The sequence below is a fragment of the Bacillus sp. FSL K6-0069 genome, from assembly GCF_038007785.1.
GTDB lineage: Bacteria > Bacillota > Bacilli > Bacillales > Bacillaceae_G > Bacillus_A > Bacillus_A mobilis.
Map to the genome: position 1 here is coordinate 172,757 of NZ_JBBOXN010000001.1, position 25,562 is coordinate 198,318.

Here is a 25,562-nt window from a genome sequence, read left to right on the forward strand (position 1 = left end):
CGCCAGCTCCTACCAAGACGGTAAAACAGAACCATCAAATTTTTTCTCGATAAATTCTTTTACTTCTTTAGATTGATAAGCTTTCTTTAATTTATTTACAACAGCATCATCTTTATTTTCAGTTCGAACAACAACCCAGTTCACATATGGTGAATCTTTTCCTTCACGGAAGATAGAATCTTTCGCAGGGCTTAATTTTGCACCTAATGCAAAGTTTGTATTAATTGCAGCTGCTTTCACTTCACTTAGTTGTGTTGGTAATTGAGATGCTTCTAATTCAACAATCTTTAAATTTTTCGGATTTTCAATTACATCTTTCGCAGTCGCTTTTTCTGTCGCTTTTGGATCTACTTTTAAAACTCCTGCTTTTTCAAATAGCTTTAAAGCTCGAAGTTCATTCGTTGGATCATTTGGTACAGCGATTGCATCGCCCTCTTTTAAATCTTTTACATCCTTTAAGCTTTTAGAATATACGCCCATAGGGAATGTCACTGTTGAAAATACTTCCGTTAATTTCATATTGCGCTCAGCTTTAAATACGTCTAAATATGATTTCGTTTGATAGCTATTTACATCGAGGCTTTTTTCATCCAAGGATACGTTTGGTGCTACATAATCATTAAATACTTTTACATCAATTTCGAGTCCGTCTTTCGCTGCTACTTCTTTTACCTTTTCAAAAATTTGTTCATGCGGTCCGCCAGTTACACCGACAGTAATCTTTTTCTCATCTAATGCTTTTACCTCTTTATCAGAATTAGCACCACATGCACCTAGCAATAATACCGCTCCACTTACAATGCTCAATAATACTTTTTTCATCTATAATTCCCCCTCCATATACGTTCCAAAATAAAAAGCACCTCTCAAAATAAGAGAGGTGCCGAATAGACAAAATAGGTTCCTCTCTTATCTTCCAAAACGAAAACTCGTTTTGCAGGAATTAGCACCTTAGCTTATACGTCATAAGCTCGGTTGCCGGGCATCATCGGGCCAGTCCCTCCGCCACTCTTGATAAGAGTTTGTGTATGTAGTTTTTTAATATGGTATTAATAGTAAATCTTACAAAAAGAATTGTCAATGTTATTTTCTGAATATATTTTATTTTAAGGTAATCGAAACATTACCTTTCTTATGTCCCTTTTCCACATACATATGAGCTTCAGCAATTTCTTCTAATTGGTAGGTTCTATCAATAACAGGTTTTAAATGTTCTGTTTCAGTTAGTTCTTTTAGTAGAATCATATCCTCTTTACTTACCTTTGCCATCATTCCATTAACAGATACATATTTTCCATTGGGTGTTAATGTATTTATACAAAGAGATTTTTTATATTTTCCAACTGCATCAAATATAATATCGTAGCGCTCGCCCTGCTTAGTAAAATCTTCTTTCGTATAATCAATTACTGTATCAGCTCCTAAAGATTGAACGAGTTCAAAATTTGAATTACTGCAAACAGCCGTAACGGTCGCACCGAAATATTTAGCAAGTTGTACAGCAGCTGTTCCTACTGATCCTGAGGCACCATATATGAGCACTTGTTTCCCTTTTTTTATACGGCCCTTTCTCAGGAAATGCAATGCTGAAGTTCCACCAAAAGGAATAACTGCAGCTTCCTCATACGTCACATTGGTAGGTTTTAATGTTATTAATCCACTTTCATGTACGCATGTGTATTCGGCATAACCACCGAGGTTTAGTTCTGTTAATGCAAAAATTGGATCACCTTTTTTAAATTGGGTTACATCTGTTCCTATTTCTTCGATTTCACCGGATAATTCTACGCCGAGTATAGGTTTTCTCGGTTTTCTGAAACCTAATATGATCCGCATAGGGATCCAAAATAAGAGGGGACTATTAAAACCACGTATTCTACAATCTCCAGTTGATACACTTGTTGCATGAATTTTAACTAATACTTCGTTTTTTTTAGGCATAGGTTTTTCTATATTTTGAAGCTGAAGAACGTTAGGTGGTCCATACTGTGTGCAAATGATCGCCTTCATAATGACCTCCTGAAATGAATTGTTGTTATTTACATCATATTTAAAACTTTTATCAAACATGTCGCGATATAGCGAATATAGATTAAAAATTATATAGATTTCATAGGAAAAGAGGTGATATTATTTTTGGAAAGGGGGCAATATTATGAAAAAAATTATTTTTGTTTCAAGTTTAGTACTTGCAATCAGTCTAGGGGTAGGGTGTAGTAATGACAAAACAGCAAAGACGGATGAACCGAAAAAAGAATCAGTTCAAAAGGAAAAGGAATTAACAGCGAAGGATGTTTTCAAGAAAACGAACGAAGCTTTTAAAAATGAAGAACATGTAACGATGACATATGATGTAGGGGTAAAAGCTGAAGGAACAGAGATGGATATATTAAAGGCTAAGATGCAATTAGAGCCAAAGACAAAAAATTCTCGTTCTGAAATGAATATTTCTGGTACAGATGTTGTAGTGTATACTGTGGATGGTAAAGTTGCTGGTGAGGTGAAAAACCCTAATACAGGAGAAGTTATAACCGTACCAGAGGAGCAATTAAACGCTGGTGGAATGAAGGCAACTCAAGATATTGTAGATAAGTTGGAAGTACCGGAAGTAGTTTTAGATAAAATGAAGATGGAGAAAAGCGGAGATAAATATAAACTGAAATTTACATTAAAAGGGCAAGAAACAGAAAGTATGTTAACTAGCATGGATGAAACGCAGAAGAAAATGTTACAAGCACAAAATGCGAAGATAGAAGAAGTAGATGCAGAATATATTATTAAAAAAGATTTTAAATATGAATCAGCAAAGATAGACATGATTATGAGTAGTAATGGCAAGGATAAAGCACATATTATTACGAATGCAAAATATACGTCGTACGAAAAGTTTGACCCAATACAATTGCCAGCAGCAAAATGATAGTTTTGATAAGAGAGAGACCTAGAATAAGGGCTCTCTCTTTTTTTATTCATACTTTCTTCTTAAGAAAATAGGTACAATATGAAGAGGAAGAATTATAGAAGAGGAGAGTGTCATTTGAAAAAAAGAAAGATAGCGGTGGTCATTGTAGCTTATACAGTGTTGCTTGCAACATCTGTAAATACATATAAAGAGCAACTAAATCATCCGATTATGAGCGATGTAGGAAAGTTACTTCCAACGAAAATTAAACGTGTTGAAAATGCTGAGGATGAAAGTTCATTAAAACATGTCGTGCAAGATGCAAATGTTTCTGGGGAGAAAATTTCTATTGCTGGTATGCAGCATAGCCAAGGCGGGCAGACGTATTATCCGAACGGTACGATGCTTGATATGAAAGGGTACAATGAAATATTAGAATTTAATCCGGTGGAGAAGAGGATTAGGGTGCAAAGTGGTGTCACATGGAATGACATTCAAAAGAAAATCAATCCATATGGTCTTGCGGTTCAAGTGATGCAATCTCAAAATATTTTTACTGTTGGTGGTTCATTAAGTGTAAATGTACATGGGCGTGATATTCGTCATGAAGCATTGATTGATACAGTAGAGTCGTTTAGGTTGTTAATGGCAGATGGTAAGGTGCGTAATGTAAGTAGAGAAGAAAATGCGGATCTGTTTCCGTATGTAATTGGGGGATATGGATTGTTTGGCGTGATTTTAGATGTGACGCTAAAGTTAACAGATGATGAATTGTATGAAGCGCATACGAAGGTACTAGATTATAAAGAGTACTCTTCATATTTTAAGAATAAGGTGCGAAGGGACGAGAATATACGCATGCATTTAGCACGTATTTCTGTTGCCCCACATTCATTTTTAAAAGAAATGTATGTGACAGATTATGTATTGGCAAAAGATCAGCAGAGGTTGAAAGAGTACAGTAAATTGAAAGAAGAAAATATTATAGCTGCGCCAAAATTTTTACTTGGTTTATCACGCTATAGTGATTGGGGAAAGGATACATTTTGGGATATACAAAGAAGTTATTTTGAACGTACAAATGGTAAGTACGAAACACGAAATAATGTAATGAGGTCGGATAGTGCCTTTATGGAATACGATAATCCAAACTTGACCGAGATTTTACAGGAGTATTTCGTACCGATAGATAGTTTTGCAGCTTATATAGATGACTTGCGAAGTGTTTTGAATGAAGAGGAATTAAACCTTCTTAACATTACCATTCGCTATGTAGAAAAGAATGAAAATGCGGTACTATCTTATGCGAAAGATGATCTGTTTGCGCTTGTGCTTTTAATTAATCAAGGGCGCTCTGAGGATGAAATAAAGAAAACAAAAGCGGTCATTCAGAAGATGATTGATGTTACTTTAAAGCATAGTGGAAGTTATTATTTACCGTATTATTCTTATCCAGAAAAGGAGCAACTAAAGAAAGCATATCCTCGCATAGAAGAATTCCTTCAGAAGAAGAAGGAAGTAGACCCAGAGGAACGGTTTGTGAATTTATTTTATAAGGAGTATAGCAAATGACATATAGAAGATTTGTAGCATCACAAAGCATAATTATGATGGCGGGAAGTATGGTATTTCCTTTTTACATTCTATTGCTTCGGAATGTTGGGAATAGCTTCTCGCAGTTTGGCTGGGCGTATGGCTTATTTGCCTTAACTTCAGCACTTGTATATCCGGTAGTAGGAAAGGTATCTGATCGAGTAGGTGATCGGAAATTATTAATTATATATGCTTGGTCCATGGCAATATTAATGCTTTGTTTCCCGATTGCCACGGAAGTCTGGCATGTGTACATTCTTCAAATTGTAATGGGGGTTTTAGGTGCTGTGCAGCGTAATACGGAGAAGACATCGTTAGCGCGAAAAGTTGTGCAAGAAAATGCTGGTTATGAGATTGGAAAATATCATGTGTGGACATCGATTGGAGGAGCAGTAGCAATTATTGCAACGGGATATTTAGTAGATTTCTTTACGATTGGTACGATTTTTTATATTGCATCTATCTTATATGTAGTAAGCGGCGTTGTATTAAGTAGTAAAAAAATATAATCATCCCCATTTTTACCTGAATACCCTTTATTTGTTATACTAAAAGGGAAGACAAAAGAAAAGGGGACATTGCCTTTGATGAAATTTTTAATTTTAGCTATTCTCACTTTGTTTTTGATTCCATGGACAAGAAGCGGTAGTAAACTTCGAGCGGTGGATAAGAAAGGGGATGAGAAGGTTGTAAAGGGTAAGAAATCATCCATTTTAGTTATTCCTGTTTTATTTTGGATTGGTATTGCAATCTATGAATATCTTTGGTTAATTGATGATCGAGCAGATTCGATTCTTACTCATTATTCTGTTGCAGTAGCAATTTTAATTGGGCTTGTTTTATTTTCACAAGATCAAATAGGGAAATTAGAAGGTACGTTAAAAGGACTTCTAATGTTTGTTTTACTCGCAAGTTACGGCTATTTTGGTTATTTGCACGATATAGTAATCACGCAAAAAAAATATGATTCTGTTGTAAAGGTAGAGAAAGATATTTCAGAGCCATTTACTGAAAATGATCAGCCGTTTACAGTGCCGCCAAAGACAGCGGAGAATAAAATGAAAAAAGTATTTGGGGACATTCCGAAAGTAGCTTATTTTGAGCTAGGGGAATTAACGCCACAAATGGTAAATGGTGAGGCTTTATATGTAGCACCGATTGAGGTTTCAGGCTTTTTTAAAGCACGTAAAGCTGAGACAATTCCAGGGTACGTAACGATGTCAGGTACGAATCCTGATGCGGAAGCGAAACTGCATCTTGGTTATAAAATGAAATATGTGCCAAGCATGTTTTTTGGTAATAAATTAGAACGTGTCGTTCGAAAAGCAGAACCGGATTTAATTTTTAAAGGGAAACCTAAATTCGAAGTTGATGATAAAGGGAAACCGTATTATACAATGACGTATGGTGAATTTATTTCAGGAAGATCTGGATTTGAGGTAGAGGGCGTTGTAGTAGTAGATGCACAAACAGGTGAAGTGAAAAGATACGATAAAGGAAAGGCACCTAAATTTGTTGATGGTGTATTAAATCACGAGACCGCATCTACATTAAATACGTATTTCGGTAAATATATTCACGGATTTTGGAATACAAAATTCTCGCAAACGGATATGAAGATTCCGACTGAGTGGGGAACGAAAGAAGGGGTTACACCAATCTTCGGTAAGGATGGAACGTTATATTACTTTACTGATTTCACCTCTCCGAAAGAGGGAGTAGATTCTGCACTAGGTTATTCGCTTATTGATGCGCGTACAGGTAAGTTGTATTACTATAACGGAAAAGAAGTGAAGGGAATTATGGATGGTTCAGCCGCTTCGGAAGTAGTGGATAATTCCTTTAAGAGAGAGAAATGGCATGGAACGATGCCGGTTATTTATAACGTGTATGGTAAGCCTTCTTGGATTGTACCTGTTATTGATGACGGGGGATTAGTACGTGCTCATACAGTTATCTATGCTTCTAATGCAAAAATATTTGCAACAGGTTCGACGCAAAAAGAAGCGCTTGAGAATTATAAAAATGCGCTGAGCGGAAGTGGAGATTCATTTAGACCAACTTCAAGTGGTAAAGAGGCACAAAAAGAAGGCGTTGTACAACGTGTATATAAAGAAAAATCAGGTGAAAATACAATTGTGTACGTACTGTTAGAAAATGAACAAAAAGTATTTATGATACCTGTGAAGAAATTCCCATATGCTATGTTTACAGAAGTGGGAGATCCAATTCAAATCACGTATTTAGATACAGGAGAGGCGATGTCTTCCGTATCTAAATTTGAAAATAGTAATTTAAAAAAGTAAAGCGATAGAAATTCTATCGCTTTTTTTTACAGCATGAAACAGGAAAATGCACTATACTTGACGTATGTTTATGTTGTAACTATAATTGTTACGATTTAGTAGTTGTAGGAAAGGGTGAACGGAAAAAGTGAATGGAGTTAATCAAGAAATATATAAATCTGCAAAGACAAATAGGTTGTGGATGATTCTTGTACTAGGGACACTTACAGCGATTGGGCCATTATCTATTGATATGTATTTGCCTTCTTTACCGAAATTAACGGATGATTTACAAACAGGTGCATCCCTTGCGCAGCTTACATTGACAGCTTGTTTACTTGGGCTTTCAGTTGGGCAATTATTTGTCGGTTCAATTAGTGATATTTACGGAAGGCGCAAACCTCTTATTATTGCTCTTATTATTTATGTTGCTTCTTCTTTACTTTGTGCTATTGCGCCATCTATTTGGAGTTTAGTGTTATTACGCTTCTTACAAGGAGCTTCAGGATCGGCTGGAATTGTTATATCACGTGCAATGGTACGTGACATGTATTCAGGTTCTGAAATGACGAAGTTTTTCTCACTGCTCATGTTAGTAAACGGAGCAGCGCCTATTTTGGCACCGATTATTGGAGGACAATTGCTACAGTTTACAACATGGCGCGGTGTCTTCATCGTTCTTGGAGCAATTAGTGTATTCATGTTAATATCAGCTACTTTCGTATTACGTGAAACATTACCTCCTGAAGAAAGAGAAACAGGTGGTTTGTCAGGGACGTTGGCGACGTACGGAAAACTGTTAAAGGATCGTTTGTTTATGGGATATGCATTGTCACAAGGACTAGTAACAGCGGCAATGTTTGCTTACATTTCAGGCTCACCATTTGTATTGCAGAACATATACGGAGCATCACCACAGCAATTTAGTTTATTCTTTGCGATTAACGGTATCGGTATTATTATTGCTAGTCAGGTAACAGGTCGTTTAGCAGGGAAAGTGAATGAGAAAACGTTATTCGTTTCCGGTATTATTATCGCAGCTGTTGGTGGTCTATCGTTACTATTTACAATCGTATTAGGAATAGGACTAATCGGTGTCTTATGCTCGTTATTCCTTGTCGTATCAAGTGTCGGGGTTGTATCAACAACGGGGTTCTCATTAGCGATGAGAAATCAGAAACAAGCTGCAGGAACAGCATCAGCTTTATTAGGCTTATTACAGTTTATTTCAGGAGCACTTGTTGCACCGTTAGTAGGGATTGGTGGAAGCAACACCGCATTACCGATGGGTATTGTAATAGCTCTTTGTGAAATTGGTGCTGTGCTATGTTATCTATTTATGGCCAGAAGAAGTGAGAAGCAGTTTGAACTGCAACAAAGACAAAATTTAGAGGCTTAATTTATAAAAAGAGCTGATTCAAACATGTGTTGAATCAGCTCTTTTTTCATTTCTTTGAAATAACTTATACAGTATTGTAAGGTGATGCAAAATTTATTTGCATAAAGTGACGATACTGTGACAAAAATGTTGGTGTGTATATTAAGATATCGTCTTAAGTGTAAAAAGTAGGGTGTTCTCGGTATAATAACAAGTGGAGATAAAAGAAACTATAATGAGTAATAGCTGTAGATAAAAGGAGAAGAAGAGATGAAGAAGGTTTTGGGTATTGCTGTAATGGGAAGTATGCTCCTTCTAGCAGGGTGTAATGGAAATAAAGATACGAAAGAACCGAAAGAAAAGGTAGAGCAATCTACTGAACAAACAGAAGAGATAAAAGAATACCTTGCAGTACATGAAAAATACGATATAAAAATAAATAAAGAAATTAATAAAGCACTGCAGTTATTTGAAGTAGCAAAAGAAAAGGGCGGTAAGGAAATAACGAATGCTACATATAAAGAGGATGTGCAAAAGGTAACAACGAGCATGTTAGAAGATATCGATAATATACGTAAAGAAATTCGTGTTCCAAAGTCGAAAGAGCAAGAACATGAGGTATACGCTGGTTTCTTGAATGAATCGGAACAAGCGATGAAAAAATTACAGAAGCTAGCTAAAGAAGAAGACTCATCATTGATTCGTGATATAGAAATTAATTTTGCAACAGCATCGACATACTATAAACGTTTTCAAGCAGAAACGAAAAAATAACCTTGCACATGCAAGGTTATTTTTTCTTCTTACCGCCTCCGTCTTCATCCTCGGATACTAATACTTGCTGCTCTTCATGAAATATAGAAATGGTTTGCCAGGTAATAGTATCGAATGGATTATAAAAAGTTTGTAGAAGCCGAGGATGACAAGTAGAACGATTGTTGATGGTAATTCCGATAAAAGAATTAAAAACTGATTTTTCTAAATATATCCAATTTGATTGACTTTTCATTTTTTCAGAATTATAATTCGAAATATACAATTTGAACCAAATAATAATATAGCAATTTACTTATCCAGAGAGGTAGAGGGACTGGCCCTATGACACCTCAGCAGCGGGTTCTGTAACAGGAACACCGTGCTAATTCCAGCAAGCAAGTCTTGAAAGATAAGTGATGGGCCTTCGTTTATTAAGCCTTGATCTTATTTTTTAAGATCAAGGCTTTTTGTATTTTAAGAAGCGGAAAAGTAAGGAGAATAAATATGTCAATAAAACAAAGTAAATTCATTTGTTTAGGGGGTTATTGAAGTGTATGTTATTAAAAAACTATCGGTTATGGTGTTCACGCTATGGGTCATTACGACAGTAACATTTTTGATTATGCATATCATTCCTGGAGATCCATTTTCATCAGATGCGAAAATCTTCCCAGAGGAAGTAATACAAAATATGAGGGCGAAGTATCACCTCGATGAACCGTTATGGAATCAATATGTCGCTTATTTAGATGGTGTAGTTCATTTTGACTTTGGTGAATCGGTTCAATCGACGGGACAAGGCGTATCAGAAATTATAACGACAGGATTTGGTCCGTCAGCGATTATTGGTTTACAAGCACTTATCATTTCATTATTAGTCGGAATTGCAGCAGGTACATTTGCAGCTCTCTATCATGGGAAAGTAATTGATTATAGTGTGAGCTTACTTGCGATTCTCGGTATTTCTATTCCAAGTTTTATTTTAGCGCCACTATTTATACAAGTATTTGCAATTCAATTTGAACTTTTACCAGTAGCGTCTTGGGGCACATTCGAACATACGGTATTACCATCCTTCGCATTAGCGTTAGGACCAATCGCAGTAATTACAAGGTTTGTTCGCTCTAATATGATTGAAGTCTTGCAGAGCGATTATATTAAGCTAGCGAGAGCGAAAGGTATCCCAATTAAGAAAATCATTATAAGACATGCTCTTCGAAATGCGATTGTGCCAGTACTTACATTTGTTGGACCTTTAATGGCTGGACTGTTAACAGGGACTTTCGTTATTGAAAAAATATTTTCCATTCCTGGCCTAGGAAAGTATTTTGTAGATAGCATTTTTAACCGAGATTATCCAGTCATTATGGGAACAACGATTTTCTATAGTGCATTATTAATTTCTTGTATTTTCATTACAGATATTATTCATCGTATTGTTGATCCGCGTATTCGTTCTATTACATAAGGAGGGGGGACATTTAAATGGGAGCTTATGAAATCAATAACCAGTTATTAACGAATGAAGAGAAAAAAGAATTAACGATAAATAAAGAGCAGCAAACGATTAGCCGAAAGAAGGAAATGTTTCGCAAGTTTATATCAAACCCTATAGCGGTTTTAGGAGCAGTGACGTTATTACTAATTATTATTTTCTCACTAATTGGCGAAAGTTTAACATCATTTACTGCGAGTGAACAAGTGAAAGAAGCAACTAATTTACCTCCTAGTAGCGAGCATTGGTTTGGAACCGATGATTTAGGAAGAGACATATGGGCGCGTACTTGGGCTGGTGGGAAAATCTCACTAACAGTTGGGTTGGTAGCAGCAGCTCTAGACATAGGGCTTGGTGTACTAATCGGAGGTTTTAGCGGATATGTAAGAGGGCGTAATCGTCTTGGAACGTTAATTGATGAGTGGATTATACGAGGAATTGAAGTATTATATGGTATCCCATATCTATTAATTGTTATTTTGCTATTAATTGTTATGAAACCAGGTCTTTTTACCATTATTATTGCCCTTGCATTAACAGGATGGATTGGAATGGCTCGTCTTATTCGAGCACAAGTACTGTCTTTAAAACAAAGAGAATTTGTTATCGCCGCAGAACGGTTAGGTACGTCTCATTTGAAAATTATATATGGACATTTAATTCCGAACTTAACAGGGATTATTATCGTAAATTTATCATTTACAATTCCGGCAGCTATTTTCTCAGAATCATTTTTAAGCTTTATCGGACTCGGAGTGCAATCACCAGCGGCTAGTTGGGGAACGATGACGAACGATGCACTCGGGACATTGCTAAGCGGAGAGTGGTGGCAATTATTTTTCCCGGCAATCATGATTGCACTCATCATGTTCGCATTTAATGCAATTGGTGATGGTTTGCAAGATGCAATTGATCCAAAAATCGTAAAAAGGAATCGAAAGGAGAAAAAACATGGGACAGCTTTTATCTTTAGAAAACGTAACGTTAGCCGTTGAAAAAGAGAATAGTAAGCAAGCGATTGTGAAACATGTTTCCTTTTCTATTAACGAAGGTGAAATAGTTGCACTTGTAGGAGAAAGTGGCTCAGGAAAAAGTGTTACAGCACAATCTATTATCGGACTAAATCAAGATTCTATTCATATCGATGATGGAAATATTTCTTTCCAATCTCAAGGATTAACGAATTTACAAGAATCAGAATGGAATCAAATTCGAGGGAAAGATATTTCCTTTATTTTTCAAGACCCTCTGTCCTCCTTAAATCCGACGATGAAAGTGGGAAGACAAATTACAGAAGTAATTTTGCAACATGAGAAAAAATCGAAAAGGGAAGCAAAAGAAATTGCGATTAACTTATTAAATGATTTAGGGATACATGAAGCAGAGAAACGTTTTGAACAGTACCCGCATCAATTAAGCGGAGGTATGAGACAACGTATTTGTTTAGCAATTGCATTTGCGTGTCACCCAAAGCTCGTTATTGCAGATGAGCCTACAACTGCATTAGATGTAACAATTCAAAAACAAATTATGGGGTTATTAAAAGAGCGAAAAGAAAAACAAAATACGAGTATTTTATTAATTACACATGATTTGGCACTTGTACGTGAAGTAGCGGATCGAGTAGTTGTGATGTACGGGGGACGTGTTGTTGAAAAAGGAACGATACAAGAAGTAATAGGTTCACCGAAGCACCCATATACGAAAAGCTTATTGCAAGCCATTCCGAATATGGATGATTCTGAAAAGGTGCTTAGGGCTATAGAGGGAACAACACCATCAATTGAAACGTTAAATAGCTTTGGGTGCCCATTTGTAAATAGATGCCCAGTAGCAATAAAAGAATGTATTCATCGTTTCCCTGATAGAACATCGTATTCTGAGGAACATAATTCACATTGTTGGCAACATGTTCTAGAGCATAACCAAGCGAAATCAAAAGAGAGGGTGAATGCCTCATGACTACAGATTTAATTACTGTAAAGAAAGTAACAAAAACGTATGGAAGTAAAAAGAAAGAAATAGCAGCGCTAAAAGAAATATCACTTTCTATCCCGAAAGGAACAACACTTGGCATTATTGGAGAAAGTGGTTCAGGAAAAACAACACTTGGTAAGCTCATAGCTGGGATCGAGAGTCCAACGTCTGGTCAAATTGATTATAACGGTCAAGTTGTCCACAAGTTGAAGTCAGCTCATAAACGGGACTTCTTGCAGAAAGTACAGTTCATTTTTCAAGATTCAACAGCCGCATTAAATCCGCGCTGGAAAGTACGCGATAGTGTAACGGAAGGCTATATTTCATTCGGTTTAGGCGATAAAAGGCTGAAAGATAAAGTCGCAGGTGATGCACTAGAACGTGTTGGACTAGATAGACGATATATTGATCGTTACCCACACGAATTTAGCGGAGGGCAACGTCAACGAATTGCTATTGCAAGGGCGTTATTATGTGAGCCAGAGGTATTAATTCTTGATGAACCAATTTCTGCATTAGACGTTTCATTGCAAATTCAAGTTGTACATTTACTGCAAAAGATTCAAAAGGAGCAAGGGTATACATATTTATTTATCGCTCACGATTTGCCGATGGTTCACTATTTATGTGAAAAAGTGGCTGTCTTATATAAAGGAGAACTTGTTGAATTTGGAAATACGGATGAAGTATTCCGTAATCCACAACATTCTTATACAAAAACATTATTAGCATCAACACCAAAAATTTCGGGTTAAAGGAGAATGTAGGATGAAGAAGTTTTTATTATTTGTCATTATGACCGTATTAGCAATTACTTCTGTCGCTTGCGGTAAGAAAGAGGCGCAAAAGGCGAGTGCAGGTAAGGGAGAAGGAGATCGATTAGTAACGAATATTGGTAGCGATCCATATACACTCGATTCCGCTATTGCAACGGATAGCACATCAGGTTATGTAATTGGACATTTATTCTCAAGCTTATATACGCAAGATAGTGATGGGAAATATCAAAATGAGTTAGCAGAAAAAGAAGAAGTAAATGCGGATGGAACTGAATATACAATCCATTTAAAGAAAGATATTAAATGGTCAGATGGTTCTCCTATTACAGCAAATGATTTTGAATTTGCATGGAAGCGATTATTAAATCCGAAAACAGGCTCTATGAATGCGACAGAAATGTATTTTGTTAAAGGTGCAGAGGCATATAATACTGGAAAAGGTGAAGAAGGCCAAGTTGGTATTCAAGTCGTTGATCCTCAAACATTAAAGGTAACACTTGAGCACCCAGTTGCTTCTATTAAACAAAAATTAGCGAGTTCATTATTTATTCCATTATCTAAAAAATCAATTGATGATAACAACAAATTAAAAACAGATCCAAAAGAGTTAATTACAAATGGACCATTCACGTTAAAAGAATGGAAGCATAACCAAGCAATTACAGTACAAAAAAATAAAGAATACCATGATAAAAAGGTAACATTAAAAGAAATCGAGTTTCGTATTATTCCAGACTCTAAAACAGCGTATCAATTGTACAAATCAAAAGAATTAGATTTATTAAGTAGCTTACCACAAGAGATGATTGAGAAAGAAAAAGGGAATAAAGAATATAAACGTGTTGCGGGATTCTCATCTTATATTTACTCGTTTAACGTAGAAAAAGAGCCATTTACAAATGCGAAAGTACGTAAAGCATTTTCATTAGCAGTTGATCGTAAGTTTATCGTTGAAAAACTGTATAAGAATAATGCACAAGAAGCATATGCATTCGTACCAGAAGGAGCAAAAACACAAAGTGGTCGTGATTTCCGTAAAGAAAAAGGTGATTACGTTAAATTTGATCCAGCAGAAGCGAAAAAATTATTAGAAGAGGGTATGAAAGAACAAGGTTGGTCTACATTACCTGAAGTAACATTAAAATTCACTACAGATACACAGCATAAAAAAGTAGCAGAAGCAATGCAGGAAATGTTTAAGAAAAATCTTGGTGTAGATATTAAGTTAGAAAATAAAGAGTGGAAGAGTTACATCGATACATATAAGCAAAGTGATTTCCAATTAGCTTATATGGGATGGGGTGGTTCTTTATTAGACCCAATTACTAAACTAGATTTATATGCAGGTGATGGTCCGAATAACTATGCAAAATGGCATAATAAAGAATTTGACGCTTTAGTAAAAGAAGCAGAAGTTGAACAAAACGAAGATAAGCGTTTTGACTTATTGCATAAAGCAGAAGATATTATGTTTACAGATTCACCATTAATTCCAATTATATTCCCTTCTGATTCTTATTTACAAAAAGGATCAGTATCAGGTCTTCAATATTATGTGGGATCTAAACCGGATTTAAAATATGCAAAAATAAAGAAGTAGGCAATCGCCTACTTCTTTATTTTATTTCTCTTTTATATTCTTTTTTCGTTCCATCAGAGAAAACAACTTCTAAATCGAACTTTTGGTAGTCTTTATCAAGCTTGAACACGTTTACTACTTGATCGATTACTTCTTGGTCAGGAGTATCTTTATTAAATTTTAATTCTTGTAGAAGTGGGCTTAATTTTGTGATAGCCTCGTCTCCTGTTAATTTTACATCTGCTTTATGATCTTCAATTTTTGCTTCCATTTTCTTATCTGCTGCTACATTTTTATAGTCAGCTTCGTAGTCTTTCTTTGTATCTTGGTAGTCTGCCTTTAAATCGAATTCATTAAAGTCTAGTTTTAAATCAGCAGGAGCTTCATTCTTTGCCTCTTCTGTAGTCTTTTTATTAGAAGTTGTGTCTTCTTTTGCAGGAGCTTTACATCCTGTTAATGCAGGTACTAGCATAAGAGCTAATAAAACTGATAGTAAAATTCTCATTATAAATTCCTCCTTATGTAAATTCGTTCTATACAAGTTTTTCCCAAAATCATGTAATTATGTATGAGTTAAAAATAAATTATTATCCTATAGTGACAAGGGATAATCCGCAATTTAAATCAAAACTGATTTGTATGTATATGGTAAATTGAAGTTGTGAGGGGGTACTAACATGCATGAAGAATATAAAGAGATGATAAAAGAAGCAATTGAATATATAGAAGATCACTTGCATGAGGAGCTTACAACAGAAAGAGTGGCATCTCACAGTGCAGTATCGATGTACCATTTTCATCGCATCTTTCAAAGATATGTTGGGATGAGTGTAACGGATTATATTCGAAAGAGAAGGTTAACTCATGCTGCGCAAGTTTTAGTTTCAACGGAGAGAGCTGTTATTGATATTGCAGTGCAATATGGTTTTTCCTCACAAGAGGCATTTACGAGAGCTTTTAAAAGAATGTTTCAATTGCCACCAAAGAAATATCGAAAGTACTTTCAGTCATTTTATATAGAAAGAGAGGGTGTTTCAATGCAAAAAGGTATACCGAAAGGATGGATCTTAAGTGGAAGTCATCCTGCTGAATATGAGATGGGTTTAGATTATGAAATTGTCCATCAAGGAAAAGTATCTGCATACATAAAAGCAAAAGAGAATGTTACGCATGGAGGATTTTCAACATTAATGCAAATGTTCCGAGCAGATAAATATGTAGGTAAAAGATTACGTTTAACAGCGTTTATTAAGAGTGAGAATGTAAGAGATTGGGCAGGATTGTGGATGCGAGTAGATGGGAAAGATACAGAACCGCTCGCTATGGATAATATGCAAAATCGTCCAATTAAAAATACGAATAACTGGCAATCGTACTCGGTTGTATTAGATATAAAAGAAGGGGCGCTTGGTATTGCATTCGGTGTTTTATTATCAGGAGAAGGTTGTGTATGGCTAGATAGTATTCGATTTGATGAAGTAGATGAAAAAATCCCTTCAACAGATTTGGCAGAAAATTTTTATGAAACACTCTTAGAAGAGCCGGTGAATCTGCAATTTGAAGAAGTAGAAAAATAAAAAATAAGGAGAAAAGATATGCTCAAATATGTAAAACTAATAAGTATTAGCTTAGTAATATCGTCTTGTATTATGGGGATTAACTATTTAATTAGCTATCTTTGGTCAGGGCATGTACCTTCTTTGACGTGGCGAACATATTTGATGTTTATGTTTATATTTCTGATGAGTTTTAGTTCGATGCAAAAAGAAGGGGAAGAGGATTATTAAAAATAGTCTTCTTCGCCTTTCTTTCATTAACACAAATGTTCATAACTGTTTTCGGGAATGCAGGTATGATCTTTAATATAATTTCAATTTCACTACAACTTGTAAGTTCGGGTGTCATTGTACCACACGAGATGCTTTCTAAAACATATGAAACAATCAGCGAATTATTTCCCGCAACCTATGCAGCGAATGGCTATTATACAATAATATTTGGGGGAGTTAGTTTAGAGAAAAATATTATTTCATTATTAGTCATTATATTAGTTACACAATTGGTAGCAATGATTACTGTATCTATAAAAGGAATAGTAAAGGGAAGAAGAAGCTCTGTAGTTAAAGAAGTATAAAGTAAAAAGGTATCCTTCAATTGGATACCTTTTTTACTGGTACTTATTATTTTGCAACTTCTGTCCACTTGTAGTTAAATTCACCGCCGAAGTCAGTTGTTACAAGCCCTTTAATGAAAGAGCGTTGTAAGTAAGAACGACCTTGTTGGTATAAAGGAGCGACAGCGCCGTCTTGTAATAGGATTTTTTCAGCTTGCTTCATCGCTTCAAAGCGAGCTTTTTCATCGCCAGCTAAATCTGTTTTCACTTTATGGATTAGCTCATCATACTCTTTGTTAGAGTATTTATCGAAGTTATAAGCACTATCTGTTGTAAATAAATCTAAGAATGTAATTGGATCCGCGAAGTCAGGGCCCCAGCCATCAATACCGATTTCATAGTCACCACTTAATAGTAGTTTTAACTGTTGTTTACGTGGTTGTGGTTTTAATGTCACTGTTAATCCATCTAGATTCTTTTCTAGTTCACCTTTTAAATATTCACCAGTCTTTTTAGCTAAAGCATTATCACTTGTTAATAGTTCGATTGTTACTTTGTCAGTACCAAGTTCTTGTTTCGCTTTTTTCCAGTTTTCTTTCGCTGTTTTCACATCATCTTTGACTAGGTTTCCGTTTTCTTTACGGAAGTCGTTACCTTCTGGACTCTTTGCGAATTTCGCAGGAATCATTCCTTCAGCTGGAACAGCACCGTTATTTAAAATTGTTTCTACGTATGCTTTTTTATTCATTGCTCCGTTAATAGCAAGGCGTGCATGTTGATTTTTTAATGTTTCATTTTTTTGATTTAGTCGTAAGAATTGAATACCAACTTCAGCACGGTCCTTGAAGTTTGGATCGCCCTTATATTTATCAACAAACTCCGCAGTTAAAGCAACACGATCAATTTGTCCTGAATCATATAAGTTAACTTCTGTAGACTTATCTTTAACGACATTGAAGTTGATTTCTTCTAATTTTACAGTTTTAGCATCCCAATAGTTAGGGTTTTTCTTCAATTGGAAGCTTTGCTCGTGTTTCCAGTTATCTAATGTGAAAGCACCGTTGTAAATTAAATGATTTGTTTCTAAACCATATTTATCTCCTTGAGATTTTAAGTACTCTTCGTTAATTGGTAAGAATGTTGAGAATGTCGTTAAGCTTAAGAAGTAGGGAACAGGACGGTCTAGTTGTACTTCTAACGTTTTATCATTAAGAGCTTTGACCCCTAGTTGATCAATTGGCAATTGTTTCTGGCTTATTTGTTTTGCATTCTGTATATCGAAGAATAAGAATGCATATTCAGCTGCTGTATCAGGATTTACGGCACGTTGCCAAGCGAAGACGAAGTCCTTTGCTGTAACAGGAGTACCGTTTGACCATTTTGAATCACGCAGGTGGAATGTATATTTTGTTTTGTCGGGACTAACGTCAACCGACTCAGCAACACCAGGAATCGGTTTGTTATCTTCTCCCATTGCATATAAACCTTCAAAAACATTTCGCATTACGCTCATGGATTCCCCATCCGTTGCTTTTGCAACATCCATTGTTGGAATTTCTGAAGCAAATGATAAGTTAATTGCCTGTTTATCAGGTGCTTTATCATTTGCTTTCGCTCCGCTTGCATGATCTTTATTTCCCCCACAAGCAGTTAGTAATAGACTTGCCCCTAAAACAGATGCAACAACAGGTATAACTTTTTTCTTCATTGTTCGTTCCTCCCTAAATGTGTTGTTCGTAACGTCGTAATGTCCACGTTTTGAAGTGTAGCTATAGAAGAAGAGAAAACCTATTACGGATATGTGTATGTAGGTAATCAGGTGTTCTATATGTATATACATGTTGAACTATAATCTATCGTTATATGTTTCAACGTAGTAGACGTTATATTTTGATGGTGAAATATTTCGTTTCTTTGATTATTTAGAATATTAACACTGGAAAGAACTATATGTCAATAATAAAAATAGATTGTTAATTTCTTAGAATAATATATTGAAAAAGCAGATTTCCTCGGATTAGGGAATCTGCTTTTCATATGTTTTGTTAAAAAAATAATTGGTATGGGGGAGAAATTTCAAATAAGGTGGCCTTTTATTCCGCTATTTGCGGGCTACCGATAAACCCCCGATTGATGCGGGTTAATAATTAGTGGGGGTGAAGAAAACCCCGCTAATTAAAGTTTTGCTTTATTTTTCAATTTTTGCCCATTTGAAGTTTAATTGACCTGCAAAGTCTACTTGCACAATTCCTTTCACATAAGAACGTTCTAAATAAGATTCGCCTTTTTGGTAAAGAGGAGCGATAACAGAGTCTTTAAATAATATTTTCTCGGATGCTAGTAATGCTTCCCAGCGAGCTTTTTCATCACCGGCTAAAGTTGTTTTCACTTTTGCTATTGTTTCATCAAACTCCTTATTAGAGTAATGATCTAAGTTGTAAGGGTTATTCGTTGTAAATAGCTCAAGGAATGTAATTGGATCCGCAAAGTCAGGGCTCCAGCCGTCAATTCCGATTTCGTAGTCACCTTTTAATAAAAGTGAAACTTGTTGTTTACGTGGTTGCGGCTTTATATTTACTGTTAAGCCATTTAAATTCTTTTCTAGTTGTCCTTTTAAGAATTCACCAGTTTTCTTTTCAAGGTCACCGTCACTTGTTAATAGTTCTAACGTTATTTTTTCAGACCCAAGTTCTTGTTTTGCCTTTTTCCATAATTCTTGAGCAGATTTTGTATCAACCTTTGTTAAATCGCCGTTTGCAGCACGGAAATCTGTTCCGTCAGGTCCTTTTGCAAAGTTTTTCGGCACGAGACTAGAGGTTGGTGTAGAGCCGTCATTTAATAACGTATTTACAAAGGATTTTCGATCAATTGTTTGATCGATTGCTTGGCGTGCAGAAACGTTTTGAAGTACTTTGTTTTGTTGATTCATACGTAAAAACTGTACTCCTACATTCGGACGCTCTTTAAAGTTAGTATCCTTTTTATATTTATCAACGAAGTCAGATGTTAGTTTGATACGGTCTAATTGTTTTGACTCGAATAAATTTACTTCTGTAGACTTTTCTTTTACGATGTTAAAGTTGATTTCTTCTAGTTTGACAGTATCTTTATCCCAATAGGTAGGATTTTTCTTGAATTTAAAGCTTTGCTCGTGCTTCCAATCGCTTAGTGTAAAAGCTCCGTTGTACAAAATTGTATTGTCTTCTAAAGCATATTTATCACCTTGTGCTTTAAAGAATTCCTCGTTAATTGGTAGAAATGTTGGGAACGCTGTTAAGCTTATAAAGTACGGAACAGGACGTTCTAATTCTACCTCAAACGTATGGTCATCAATTGCTTTTACACCAAGTTGCTCGGCTGGAAGTTCTTTATTGTTAATTTTTGTTGCGTTTTTAATATCAAAGAATAGAAATGCATATTCAGAGGCTGTTGCTGGATCAACAGCTCTTTGCCAAGCAAAGACAAAGTCTTTTGCTGTAACAGGAGTGCCGTTTGACCATTTTGAATCTCGTAAATGGAATGTGTATTTCGTTTTATCGCCACTTACTTCATGAGATTTTGCAACACCAGGGACAGGTTTGTTACCTTCACCAAGATTATACAAACCTTCAAATACGTTTCTCATTACTTGACCAGAATCAGTATCTGTAGCACGAGCTGTATCCATTGTTCGTATTTCAGTAGGTGAAGATAAGTTTAAAACCTGTTTACTAGGCGCCTCGTCTTTTGCATTTGCTCCGCTTGCTTCGTTTTTATAACTACCGCAACCAGTTAATAAAATACTTACTCCTACAACTGATGCAATACCGGGTACAAACTTCTTTTTCATTTGATTTTCCTCCTAAATAATTAAGTTTGGATGATGATGAGGGAAATGAAAAATAAAAAATCCCTCTTTTCGTATTGAGAAAGAGGGATTTTTACGTACAAGTTATGCACCCGTATATAAACGAAGTCCCTCATTCTATCTTTCAAGCATAAAGCTTGCAGGAAGTGGCACAGTATTCAAAATGAACCTGCTGCCGAGGTTTCAAAGGGCCAGTCCCTCCACCTCTCTTGATACAATGAGTAAACGAATAAACTTTATTAATTTTTGTGTTTCTTTGATAATTCAAAATCTTACACCTTGGATAATGAAGTGTCAACCGAATGGAATATAGTTTAAATTTTCAGTTTTCTCTGACGAAAAAAACCACTGCATATAGCAGTGGTTTTTCTATTAGAAGTTAAAGTTATCTGGATCTGGACCAACGCGACGATCTTCATTTAGAGCTTGAATTGCTTTCATGTCATCAGCACTTAATTCAAAATCGAATATATTTGCATTTTCAATAATGCGATGTTCTTTAATAGATTTAGGGATTGTTACAACTTCGTTTTGTAGATCCCAGCGTAAAATAACTTGTGCAGTTGATTTATTATATTTTGTTGCAATGTCTTGTAATGTTGGGTTGTCTAGCAGTTGGCCTTGCATTAATGGTGACCAAGCTTCCAGTTGGATGTTATGTTCTTTACAGAAAGCATGTAATTCTTCTTGTGCTAAATGTGGGTGATATTCCACTTGGTTGACCATTGGCTTAATTTCAGCAATTTCAAATACGTCTTGTAAGTGGTGAATGTGGAAATTACTCACACCGATAGCGCGAACACGGCCGTCTTTATAAAGCTTTTCTAATGCTTTCCATGATTCAGTATATTTCCCTTTTACAGGCCAATGTACTAAATATAAATCTAAATATTCTAGGCCTAATTTCTCTAATGTAGTTTCAAATGCTTGAAGTGTTGTTTCATACCCTTGATCGCTATTCCACACTTTTGATGTAATAAATAATTCTTCACGTGAAACACCTGATTCACGGATGGCTTGTCCAACGCCTTCTTCGTTTTGATAAATTGCTGCAGTATCAATGCTGCGGTAGCCATTTTTAATTGCTGCTTTTACAGATTCAATTACTTCTGAACCATCTTCTACTTTAAAAACACCTAAACCGAACCAAGGCATTTTTACACCGTTATGTAATGTTGTATAGTCTTTTAAACTTGTTAAATTCATATTATTTCCCCCTAGCTTTTTTGTTTGTTGCTTCTACTGCTTTTTGAATTGCCTCTGAAAAATTATATTCATATAAAGCTTTGAGACCCTCAGCTGTGGAACCACCTGGTGTTGTTACTTGTTCGCGGAGGTTAGCTGGATCTTGCGTTTGTTCAAGCATAGAAGCAGAGCCAGAAATCATTTGAATGACAAGATGTTTGGCAGTTGCTTCATCGACTCCATAACTTTTTGTTGCTTCAATTAAGCTTTCAGCAAAGTAATAAAGGAAAGCTGGTGCACTTCCAGTAACTGCAGTAAGCTGATGAACTTCCTCTTCAGTGCAAAGTTGCGAAGTACCAATGCCTCTTAAAAGCAGTTGCAGGGTTTCTTGATGCATCTCGTTTACTGATCGTCCCATTGTATATAAGGAGATAGACTTTCCAATTTCAGCAGCTGTGTTTGGCATAATCCAAGCAACAGGTGTTCCCCCGGGAAGTCTTTCTTCTAAATAAGATGGGCCAATGCCAGCGGCTACCGTTACGACAAGTTGATTCGATAGTAACGGAGATAATTCTGCTAATAATTCTTCATGTGCAGAAGGTGGCATTGCTAAAACAATCGTATCAACAGATGTAACATGCTGCTTCCAATCTGTTGCAGTAGACACATTATATCGTGCTTGTAATTGTTCTAGCTTTTCTACGTTGCTTCGGTTAGAAACAATAATTTCTTCGATGTATTCTTTGCTTGTTTTAAGTAATCCGGAAAATATAGCTTCTGCCATACGACCAGCACCAATAAATAGAATTCGATGTTTAGTTAGCATATCCTTTATTCCTTTCTAGTGGAGATATGTTATAAAAAACGATACCATTTTTAAGAGAATTTTGTAAAAAGAAAAGACTTATCGTGAAAAGAATGGAATGGGAGGAGAGGTGATACAAATAAGGCTATAAAGATTATTATATTTAAAAAATAGTTGTAATAAAAAATCCCTGAAACATAATTGCTTCAGGGATTAATAGATTATAAGTTTATGCTTTTGTCATACCTAACAATACAGCGCCGCCGATAATTAAAACACTACCTAGTGCAATAAAGATCAATTGACGTTTTGTTTTCTTTTCACCTAAGAAGACAATCGCACCGAATGTTGAGATAACGATTCCAGTTTGAGATAATGGGAAGCTTGTTGCTACTCCGACACGTGGTAATGAAAGAAGTAAGAATAAGTTTCCAGTTCCCCATAGTAAACCAGATAAAGCATTACGGATTGCATATTTATTAAATGGCTTATGTTTAGATGTCAGTACAACCGCACCAACAAACATACCAACTGCTTGTGGTAAAATAGCAGACCAACCATCGATATTATACCAACGAATAATAATTACATATACAAGGTAGCCGAAAGTAGAAACAATTAAAGTAAGAAGTCCTTTTTTCAATTGTCCTGGTGGCTGTGCATTTTCTTTGTCATCTAGTGATGTGAATACAACACCAACTACGATTAATAGGATTGCAATCGTTCCCAGAACAATCGTCGTTGTAGTAGTCCACTCACGGAAAGCGATAACCCCAAAGATAGAAGTTGCAACAAGTTGCATACCAGTAGAAATCGTTACAGTAGTTGAAACACCTAGTTTTTCAACTGTTTTTAATTGGTTTACTTGTCCTAATGCCCAGAATAAACCTGAAATAAAACCAACAATCAAGACTGTCATTGTTAAAGCTGGTTGAGTAAATACATACATAATTGTTGCGAAGAATAGAGCACCGATTGTCATACCTACCGTTTGGCTATATGCACCACCGCCCATTTTTACGCTTACTAATAAGATGTTTCCCCATGCAATTGCAGGAAGAAGCGCTAATAAAATGTCCATTACAAGACTCCCTTCGGTTTTCTATACCAATATAATTACATATCGTTCTAACGATCGGTAATGCCCCACTAATAGAGTAGAAGATTACCGATCGCTAAAACAGGATGAAGAATTCACGATATAAATGCGTTTTCATTTCTTCATTTTTTGAAACACCTCCATATAATAACAGGAAATTGCCTATTTTAGAAAGTGAATTCAAATAAAATGTATATTTTAATAAAAGGTAAAATTCAGTTATTTCCCGCTAGTATATTTTATTTCCTAAGAAATAAAGAAACAGCTTCGATAGAAGCTGCTTTAAGAGTTAGTGATTCTTTTATTAATAAGCTGAATACATAGCAGAAATAGGAGTGACATACTAATAGTGATAACTACTAGTGTCCAAGCAAGTTGCATATTACTTGCATCAATCGCCATATAAATTGCAGTTGGGATAGTCTGTGTTTTACCAGGAATATTTCCGGCAAACATGAGTGTAGCACCAAATTCCCCTAGTGCACGAACAAAGCTCAAAATCATTCCGCTTAGTAAGGCGGGAAATGCAAGCGGAAGTGTAACGTGCAGAAAAACTTGATATTCACTTGCACCAAGATCACGAGCGCTTTCTTCAATTTGTACATTTGCGATAGAAAATCCTGTTTTTGCTGATTGGTACATAAGCGGAAATGCAACAACTGTAGAAGCGATGATAGCAGCAGTAGATGTGAACATAATAGACTGCTGAAGTATTGATTCTACCCACGTTCCAATGGGACTATTATTTCCAAAAATAATAATGAGAAAAAAGCCGATGACAGTTGGCGGAAGTACCATTGGTAATAAGAAAATAGTTTCTAATATTACTTTATATCTCCATGAAGAGCGTGCTAGCGCTCGTCCAATTATCGTTCCTAAAATTGTAACGATAAGGGTGGCGCATGCAGCTACTCGTAAAGATAGAAAGATTGGTGACAAAATAGCATCAAAGCTCATGGCAATTAGGATAGGACTGTAAATCCATATTTCTTAAAGATAGATTGTGCATCTTTTGACTGCAAATACTCATAAAATGAGGTCGCCTCTTTCTTGTGCTTAGATTCTTTTATAACACCTAAAGGATAGTGAATTGGTTCATGAGAAGTCGCTGCTGCTGTCTCGCCAATTTTTACTTTGTTTGAAATAAGAGCATCTGTTTTGTATACAATACCAGCATCGACATTACCTGTTTCTACATATGTTAACACTTGGCGAACATCTTTTGTAAATACGATTTTATTTTGAATGTCATTCCATAGATTTTTATGTGTGAGAGAAGCTTTTGCGTATTTTCCCGCAGGTACAGATTCAGGTGTACCAAGTGCGATTTTCTTAATTTTTTCATCTTTTAAATCTTGAATTTTTGTAAGAGAACTATCTTTTGGGACGACTAGGACGAGTTCATTTCCAAGAAGATTTTTCCCTTCTTTTTCATTAATAAATCCTTTTTTAACAAGGGTTTGGAATTTATCTTCGGCTGCTGAGAAGAATAAATCAGCAGGTGCACCTTGCTCAATTTGTTGTTGAAGTGCACCAGAAGCACCGAAGTTAAAAGAAAGTTTAATAGTAGGTTCTTTTTCTTTATATTTTGTTTCAATTTCTTTTAGTGCATCTTGTAAGCTTGCAGCAGCTGATATAGTCAGTTCTACTGTTTTTCCTTCTTTAGCAGTTGATTTCTCTTTCCTTTCACCGCTTGTACATGCAGCACTAAATATAAGAAGAAAAGAAAGTATAAGTGCCCCGATGGATTGTAATGTAAACTTGTTCAT

The 25,562-nt window shown here is 35.7% G+C and carries 24 protein-coding genes, 1 pseudogene and 3 riboswitches; of the genes and pseudogenes, 14 read left to right on the top strand and 11 right to left on the bottom strand.

The features are described from left to right. Positions 1-9: 9 nt before the first annotated feature. Both MHB74_RS01005 and MHB74_RS01010 read right to left on the bottom strand, forming a co-directional pair. Positions 10-822: a MetQ/NlpA family ABC transporter substrate-binding protein gene (locus MHB74_RS01005; RefSeq protein ID WP_061677900.1), complete on the bottom strand. Its 813-nt coding sequence runs from the start codon at positions 820-822 to the stop codon at positions 10-12. A gap of 84 nt (positions 823-906) precedes the next feature. Then, positions 907-1,021: riboswitch (SAM riboswitch) on the bottom strand. 80 nt (positions 1,022-1,101) lie between these two features. Next, entirely contained in the window at positions 1,102-2,010 is a 909-nt protein-coding gene (locus MHB74_RS01010) for an NAD(P)-dependent alcohol dehydrogenase (RefSeq protein ID WP_061677901.1), read from the bottom strand. A gap of 145 nt (positions 2,011-2,155) precedes the next feature. Here MHB74_RS01010 and MHB74_RS01015 point away from each other — a divergent pair, with 145 nt between their 5' ends. From MHB74_RS01015 to MHB74_RS01040, 6 genes are all read left to right on the top strand, one after another. Then, positions 2,156-2,920, top strand: a complete 765-nt coding sequence (locus tag MHB74_RS01015; RefSeq protein WP_061677902.1) for a DUF6612 family protein — start codon at positions 2,156-2,158, stop codon at positions 2,918-2,920. A gap of 117 nt (positions 2,921-3,037) precedes the next feature. Then, the gene (locus MHB74_RS01020; RefSeq protein ID WP_061677903.1) at positions 3,038-4,474 is read left to right on the top strand and encodes an FAD-binding oxidoreductase; all 1,437 of its coding nucleotides are present in this window, start codon (positions 3,038-3,040) and stop codon (positions 4,472-4,474) included. After that, positions 4,471-5,004 carry an MFS transporter gene (locus tag MHB74_RS01025; protein WP_061677904.1) on the top strand — a complete coding sequence of 178 codons (534 nt, stop codon included), beginning with the start codon at positions 4,471-4,473 and terminating at the stop codon, positions 5,002-5,004. Before MHB74_RS01020 ends, MHB74_RS01025 begins: the two co-directional genes overlap by 4 nt. Before the next feature lie 78 nt (positions 5,005-5,082). After that, complete coding sequence (locus MHB74_RS01030) at positions 5,083-6,801, top strand: DUF3981 domain-containing protein (RefSeq protein ID WP_061677905.1); 1,719 nt, start codon at positions 5,083-5,085, stop codon at positions 6,799-6,801. Between the two features lie 127 nt (positions 6,802-6,928). After that, entirely contained in the window at positions 6,929-8,179 is a 1,251-nt protein-coding gene (locus MHB74_RS01035) for a multidrug effflux MFS transporter (RefSeq protein ID WP_081110222.1), read from the top strand. A 249-nt stretch (positions 8,180-8,428) separates the two neighbouring features. Next, complete coding sequence (locus MHB74_RS01040; protein WP_061677906.1) at positions 8,429-8,932, top strand: hypothetical protein; 504 nt, start codon at positions 8,429-8,431, stop codon at positions 8,930-8,932. Positions 8,933-8,948: 16 nt separating this feature from the next. On the opposite strand, the pseudogene MHB74_RS29150 reads toward MHB74_RS01040, so the two are convergent. Beyond that, positions 8,949-9,121 (bottom strand): annotated as a pseudogene (locus tag MHB74_RS29150) (DUF3951 domain-containing protein). 103 nt (positions 9,122-9,224) lie between these two features. Next, positions 9,225-9,330, top strand: a riboswitch (SAM riboswitch). 134 nt (positions 9,331-9,464) lie between these two features. Between MHB74_RS29150 and MHB74_RS01045 the strand changes: the two are divergent. The 5 genes from MHB74_RS01045 to MHB74_RS01065 are packed head-to-tail and all read left to right on the top strand — an operon-like array spanning position 9,465 to position 14,765. Further along, entirely contained in the window at positions 9,465-10,382 is a 918-nt protein-coding gene (locus tag MHB74_RS01045) for an ABC transporter permease (RefSeq protein WP_048528645.1), read from the top strand. Positions 10,383-10,399: 17 nt separating this feature from the next. After that, positions 10,400-11,404, top strand: coding sequence for an ABC transporter permease (locus MHB74_RS01050; RefSeq protein WP_061677907.1), 1,005 nt, complete (start codon positions 10,400-10,402; stop codon positions 11,402-11,404). Further along, positions 11,361-12,371 (top strand): ABC transporter ATP-binding protein, encoded by a 1,011-nt coding sequence (locus MHB74_RS01055; RefSeq protein ID WP_061677908.1) that lies wholly within the window; start codon positions 11,361-11,363, stop codon positions 12,369-12,371. Before MHB74_RS01050 ends, MHB74_RS01055 begins: the two co-directional genes overlap by 44 nt. Further along, positions 12,368-13,141, top strand: a complete 774-nt coding sequence (locus tag MHB74_RS01060; protein ID WP_061677909.1) for an ABC transporter ATP-binding protein — start codon at positions 12,368-12,370, stop codon at positions 13,139-13,141. Before MHB74_RS01055 ends, MHB74_RS01060 begins: the two co-directional genes overlap by 4 nt. Positions 13,142-13,154: 13 nt before the next feature. Next, positions 13,155-14,765, top strand: a complete 1,611-nt coding sequence (locus tag MHB74_RS01065; RefSeq protein ID WP_061677910.1) for a peptide ABC transporter substrate-binding protein — start codon at positions 13,155-13,157, stop codon at positions 14,763-14,765. A gap of 16 nt (positions 14,766-14,781) precedes the next feature. Here MHB74_RS01065 and MHB74_RS01070 read toward each other — a convergent pair whose 3' ends face one another. Then, complete coding sequence (locus MHB74_RS01070) at positions 14,782-15,249, bottom strand: YusW family protein (protein WP_061677911.1); 468 nt, start codon at positions 15,247-15,249, stop codon at positions 14,782-14,784. Positions 15,250-15,421: 172 nt separating this feature from the next. On the opposite strand from MHB74_RS01070, the gene MHB74_RS01075 reads away from it, so the two are divergent. The 3 genes from MHB74_RS01075 to MHB74_RS01085 are packed head-to-tail and all read left to right on the top strand — an operon-like array spanning position 15,422 to position 16,878. Then, the gene (locus tag MHB74_RS01075) at positions 15,422-16,321 is read left to right on the top strand and encodes a helix-turn-helix transcriptional regulator (protein ID WP_061677912.1); all 900 of its coding nucleotides are present in this window, start codon (positions 15,422-15,424) and stop codon (positions 16,319-16,321) included. 18 nt (positions 16,322-16,339) lie between these two features. Continuing rightward, positions 16,340-16,531: a hypothetical protein gene (locus MHB74_RS01080; protein ID WP_061677913.1), complete on the top strand. Its 192-nt coding sequence runs from the start codon at positions 16,340-16,342 to the stop codon at positions 16,529-16,531. 35 nt (positions 16,532-16,566) lie between these two features. Further along, positions 16,567-16,878, top strand: a complete 312-nt coding sequence (locus MHB74_RS01085; protein ID WP_061677914.1) for a hypothetical protein — start codon at positions 16,567-16,569, stop codon at positions 16,876-16,878. 46 nt (positions 16,879-16,924) lie between these two features. On the opposite strand, the gene MHB74_RS01090 is transcribed toward MHB74_RS01085, so the two are convergent. The 7 genes from MHB74_RS01090 to modA form a co-directional block, all read right to left on the bottom strand. Beyond that, positions 16,925-18,565, bottom strand: a complete 1,641-nt coding sequence (locus tag MHB74_RS01090; protein ID WP_061677915.1) for a peptide ABC transporter substrate-binding protein — start codon at positions 18,563-18,565, stop codon at positions 16,925-16,927. Positions 18,566-19,045: 480 nt separating this feature from the next. Next, on the bottom strand, positions 19,046-20,686 hold the full coding sequence (locus MHB74_RS01095; protein ID WP_061677916.1) for a peptide ABC transporter substrate-binding protein: 1,641 nt from the start codon (positions 20,684-20,686) through the stop codon (positions 19,046-19,048). Between the two features lie 132 nt (positions 20,687-20,818). Continuing rightward, a riboswitch (SAM riboswitch) is annotated at positions 20,819-20,923 on the bottom strand. A 153-nt stretch (positions 20,924-21,076) separates the two neighbouring features. Continuing rightward, positions 21,077-21,910 (bottom strand): aldo/keto reductase, encoded by an 834-nt coding sequence (locus tag MHB74_RS01100; RefSeq protein ID WP_061677917.1) that lies wholly within the window; start codon positions 21,908-21,910, stop codon positions 21,077-21,079. 1 nt (position 21,911) lies between these two features. Next, positions 21,912-22,715 carry a pyrroline-5-carboxylate reductase gene (gene proC / locus MHB74_RS01105; RefSeq protein ID WP_000956264.1) on the bottom strand — a complete coding sequence of 268 codons (804 nt, stop codon included), beginning with the start codon at positions 22,713-22,715 and terminating at the stop codon, positions 21,912-21,914. Between the two features lie 208 nt (positions 22,716-22,923). Then, positions 22,924-23,775 (bottom strand): GRP family sugar transporter, encoded by an 852-nt coding sequence (locus MHB74_RS01110; RefSeq protein ID WP_000353549.1) that lies wholly within the window; start codon positions 23,773-23,775, stop codon positions 22,924-22,926. Between the two features lie 300 nt (positions 23,776-24,075). Then, positions 24,076-24,750, bottom strand: coding sequence for a molybdate ABC transporter permease subunit (gene modB, locus MHB74_RS01115; protein WP_061677918.1), 675 nt, complete (start codon positions 24,748-24,750; stop codon positions 24,076-24,078). Positions 24,751-24,755: 5 nt separating this feature from the next. Then, a complete protein-coding gene (modA, locus tag MHB74_RS01120) occupies positions 24,756-25,562 on the bottom strand; it encodes a molybdate ABC transporter substrate-binding protein (RefSeq protein ID WP_061677919.1) in 807 nt (268 codons plus the stop codon).